At 54.5% G+C, this 4972-nt stretch carries 1 protein-coding gene, 2 tRNA genes and 2 rRNA genes; 4 read left to right on the top strand and 1 reads right to left on the bottom strand.

Annotation, left to right across the window (positions count from 1 at the left end; all coding sequences use genetic code 11):
- Positions 1-321, bottom strand: a 321-nt coding sequence (locus V7787_RS52170; protein ID WP_336095354.1) for a hypothetical protein, incomplete at its 3' end; no start/stop codon positions are given.
- A 253-nt stretch (positions 322-574) separates the two neighbouring features.
- On the opposite strand from V7787_RS52170, the gene V7787_RS52165 reads away from it, so the two are divergent.
- The 4 genes from V7787_RS52165 to V7787_RS52150 all read left to right on the top strand — a co-directional run.
- Positions 575-2119 (top strand): 16S ribosomal RNA (locus V7787_RS52165).
- A 103-nt stretch (positions 2120-2222) separates the two neighbouring features.
- Positions 2223-2298, top strand: a tRNA-Ala gene (locus V7787_RS52160).
- 19 nt (positions 2299-2317) lie between these two features.
- Positions 2318-2394: transfer RNA gene (locus tag V7787_RS52155), tRNA-Ile, on the top strand.
- Between the two features lie 252 nt (positions 2395-2646).
- Positions 2647-4972: ribosomal RNA gene (locus V7787_RS52150) — 23S ribosomal RNA — on the top strand; the annotation flags it as partial.

Genomic DNA, 4972 nt, shown 5'->3' with positions numbered 1-4972 from the left:
GCGGTTTTCACCAGTGTTGACGGATGAAAACGATGCTGTAAGATGCGCGGCCCGCTGACCGGATAAGTGGTTGACGGGGCGCAGAAAACGGCGGTTTCGAACGGGTGGTTGACGAGTCGGAAACATGCTGTAGGATGCGCGGCCCGATCGACGGTTTGCACGGTTGATTGGAGCGCGGAAGACGGCGGTTTCGACAGGTGGTTGACGGTTCGAAACGATGCTGTAAGATGCGCGGCCCGGTGAGACGGACGCTTCGGAAAACGAAGTCGGACGGCGAAACGGGAAGCAGCAAGAAGTTCGCGAACAGGTGTTGACGTTCACGAAAACTGCTGTATAGTGTGCGGCTCGCTCGGGCACTTCGGTGACGAGCAACGGGACAGGCGCTGAGGCCGACTCCCCACGATCTTTGACAGTGTGCGCAGGTGACTTGTGCGGGCGTCTGACGGGTGGATAGTTGTCCATCTTGCAGACGATCGCAACAGAGTCAAAAGCTTTAAAGCATGCAAATGCAATTGAGTAATTGGCCTGGAACGAATGTCTGCACTCAAAGCTTTGAACTTCGGTTCGAAAAATTTAAGTGAAGAGTTTGATCCTGGCTCAGAGTGAACGCTGGCGGCAGGCCTAACACATGCAAGTCGAACGGCAGCACAGAGGAGCTTGCTCCTTGGGTGGCGAGTGGCGGACGGGTGAGGAATACGTCGGAATCTGCCTATTTGTGGGGGATAACGTAGGGAAACTTACGCTAATACCGCATACGACCTACGGGTGAAAGTGGGGGACCGCAAGGCCTCACGCAGATAGATGAGCCGACGTCGGATTAGCTAGTTGGCGGGGTAAAGGCCCACCAAGGCGACGATCCGTAGCTGGTCTGAGAGGATGATCAGCCACACTGGAACTGAGACACGGTCCAGACTCCTACGGGAGGCAGCAGTGGGGAATATTGGACAATGGGCGCAAGCCTGATCCAGCCATGCCGCGTGTGTGAAGAAGGCCTTCGGGTTGTAAAGCACTTTTGTCCGGAAAGAAAAGCTTAGGGTTAATAACCTTGAGTCATGACGGTACCGGAAGAATAAGCACCGGCTAACTTCGTGCCAGCAGCCGCGGTAATACGAAGGGTGCAAGCGTTACTCGGAATTACTGGGCGTAAAGCGTGCGTAGGTGGTTTGTTAAGTCTGATGTGAAAGCCCTGGGCTCAACCTGGGAATGGCATTGGAAACTGGCTTACTAGAGTGCGGTAGAGGGGTGTGGAATTCCCGGTGTAGCAGTGAAATGCGTAGATATCGGGAGGAACATCTGTGGCGAAGGCGACACCCTGGACCAGCACTGACACTGAGGCACGAAAGCGTGGGGAGCAAACAGGATTAGATACCCTGGTAGTCCACGCCCTAAACGATGCGAACTGGATGTTGGGAGCAACTTGGCTCTCAGTATCGAAGCTAACGCGTTAAGTTCGCCGCCTGGGAAGTACGGTCGCAAGACTGAAACTCAAAGGAATTGACGGGGGCCCGCACAAGCGGTGGAGTATGTGGTTTAATTCGATGCAACGCGCAGAACCTTACCTGGCCTTGACATCCACGGAACTTTCCAGAGATGGATTGGTGCCTTCGGGAACCGTGAGACAGGTGCTGCATGGCTGTCGTCAGCTCGTGTCGTGAGATGTTGGGTTAAGTCCCGCAACGAGCGCAACCCTTGTCCTTAGTTGCCAGCACGTAATGGTGGGAACTCTAAGGAGACCGCCGGTGACAAACCGGAGGAAGGTGGGGATGACGTCAAGTCATCATGGCCCTTACGGCCAGGGCTACACACGTACTACAATGGTAGGGACAGAGGGCTGCAAACCCGCGAGGGCAAGCCAATCCCAGAAACCCTATCTCAGTCCGGATCGGAGTCTGCAACTCGACTCCGTGAAGTCGGAATCGCTAGTAATCGCAGATCAGCATTGCTGCGGTGAATACGTTCCCGGGCCTTGTACACACCGCCCGTCACACCATGGGAGTTTGTTGCACCAGAAGCAGGTAGCTTAACCTTCGGGAGGGCGCTTGCCACGGTGTGGCCGATGACTGGGGTGAAGTCGTAACAAGGTAGCCGTATCGGAAGGTGCGGCTGGATCACCTCCTTTAGAGACTAAAGACAGCCAATTGCTCGTCGGACGTCCGCACAAGACACCTGCATTCAGAGTTCCCGATCGCCACAGGGCGATTGCGGAGTCGTCCCGTTTCGATGGGGCTTTAGCTCAGCTGGGAGAGCACCTGCTTTGCAAGCAGGGGGTCGTCGGTTCGATCCCGACAAGCTCCACCACTTGGCCAGTAGCAACATTGGGTCTGTAGCTCAGGTGGTTAGAGCGCACCCCTGATAAGGGTGAGGCCGGTGGTTCGAGTCCTCCCAGACCCACCACCCTGGCGAAAGCTAGAGCGAACGACAAATTCTGATTGCGCACACTAAAGATTTGAAACTGCAAAGGCGCTGAAGCCTTTGAAGTGTTCTTTGAAAACTGGAATGTAGCGAGCGTTTTGAGACGGAATGTCCATGACGTGTCGTAGAGGCTAAGGCGAGTGTCGAAAGACACTTTATTAATTGAGTCGTTATATTCGAGTTCGGGCTTTGTACCCCCGAACCCTGTAGCACCGAGGCAACTTGGGGTTATATGGTCAAGCGAATAAGCGCACACGGTGGATGCCTTGGCGGTCAGAGGCGATGAAGGACGTGACAGCCTGCGAAAAGCGCGGGGGAGCTGGCAATAAGCATTGATCCCGCGATGTCCGAATGGGGAAACCCACCTAGCAATAGGTATCCTGCAGTGAATACATAGCTGCTGGAAGCGAACCCGGAGAACTGAAATATCTAAGTACCCGGAGGAAAAGAAATCAACCGAGATTCCCTAAGTAGTGACGAGCGAACGGGGACTAGCCCTTAAGTTGCATCAGCTTCAGCAAAACGAGTTGGAAAGCTCGGCCATAGAAGGTGACAGCCCTGTATGCGAAGGGGCTGATGCGATGAAATCGAGTAGGGCGGGGCACGAGAAACCCTGTCTGAACATGGGGGGACCATCCTCCAAGGCTAAATACTCCTGACCGACCGATAGTGAACCAGTACCGTGAGGGAAAGGCGAAAAGAACCCTGGTGAAGGGAGTGAAATAGAACCTGAAACCGTGTGCGTACAAGCAGTGGGAGCTCGCAAGAGTGACCGCGTACCTTTTGTATAATGGGTCAGCGACTTACTGTTCGTGGCAAGCTTAACCGTATAGGGGAGGCGAAGGGAAACCGAGTCTGATAAGGGCGCATAGTCGCGGGCAGTAGACCCGAAACCGGGTGATCTAGTCATGCCCAGGGTGAAGGTTGAGTAACATCAACTGGAGGCCCGAACCCACGTCTGTTGCAAAAGACGGGGATGAGGTGTGATTAGGAGTGAAAAGCTAATCGAACCCGGAGATAGCTGGTTCTCCTCGAAAGCTATTTAGGTAGCGCCTCGGACGAATACTGCTGGGGGTAGAGCACTGTTATGGCTAGGGGGTCATTGCGACTTACCAAACCATGGCAAACTCCGAATACCAGTACGTACTATCCGGGAGACACACGGCGGGTGCTAACGTCCGTCGTGAAAAGGGAAACAACCCAGACCCACAGCTAAGGTCCCAAATTTATCGCTAAGTGGTGAACGATGTGGAAAGGCACAGACAGCCAGGAGGTTGGCTTAGAAGCAGCCACCCTTTAAAGAAAGCGTAATAGCTCACTGGTCGAGTCGGTCTGCGCGGAAGATTTAACGGGGCTAAGCGATAAACCGAAGCTTGGGGTGCATACTTTGTATGCGCGGTAGAGGAGCGTTCCGTAAGCCGATGAAGGTGGATTGAGAAGTCTGCTGGAGGTATCGGAAGTGCGAATGCTGACATGAGTAACGATAATGCGGGTGAAAAGCCCGCACGCCGAAAGCCCAAGGTTTCCTTGCGCAACGTTAATCGACGCAGGGTGAGTCGGCCCCTAAGGCGAGGCAGAAATGCGTAGTCGATGGGAAGCAGGTTAATATTCCTGCACCTCGCGTAAGTGCGATGGAGGGACGGAGAAGGTTAAGCAGGCCAGGCGTTGGTTGTCCTGGTGAGAGAGTTGAGGCGGTGCCCTTAGGCAAATCCGGGGGCGCAACGTTGAGACTAAGGACCGGCCCATTAGGGCTAGGCTGCTGATATCACGCTTCCAGGAAAAGCTCCTAAGCTTCAGCTTACGCAGACCGTACCGTAAACCGACACAGGTGGGCAGGATGAGAATTCTAAGGCGCTTGAGAGAACTCGGGTGAAGGAACTAGGCAAAATAGCACCGTAACTTCGGGAGAAGGTGCGCCCTCCATGGTTAATAGCTGAGGGGGGCCGCAGTGACCAGGCCGCTGCGACTGTTTATCAAAAACACAGCACTCTGCAAACACGAAAGTGGACGTATAGGGTGTGACGCCTGCCCGGTGCTGGAAGGTTAATTGATGGGGTCAGCCGCAAGGCGAAGCTCTTGATCGAAGCCCCAGTAAACGGCGGCCGTAACTATAACGGTCCTAAGGTAGCGAAATTCCTTGTCGGGTAAGTTCCGACCTGCACGAATGGCGTAACGACAGCGGCGCTGTCTCCACCCGAGACTCAGTGAAATTGAAATCGCTGTGAAGATGCAGCGTTCCCGCGGCAAGACGGAAAGACCCCGTGAACCTTTACTATAGCTTTACACTGAACGTTGAGTTCGTCTGTGTAGGATAGGTGGGAGGCTATGAAACCATGGCGCTAGCTGTGGTGGAGCCATCCTTGAAATACCACCCTGTCGTGCTTGACGTTCTAACCTAGGCCCGTAATCCGGGTCGGGGACCGTGTATGGTGGGTAGTTTGACTGGGGCGGTCTCCTCCCAAAGTGTAACGGAGGAGCACGAAGGTACGCTCAGCGCGGTCGGACATCGCGCACTGTGTGCAAAGGCATAAGCGTGCTTGACTGCAAGATCGACGGATCA

This window comes from Pseudomonas sp. CGJS7 (assembly GCF_036961695.1).
This window is presented reverse-complemented; position numbering and strand designations above follow the sequence as displayed.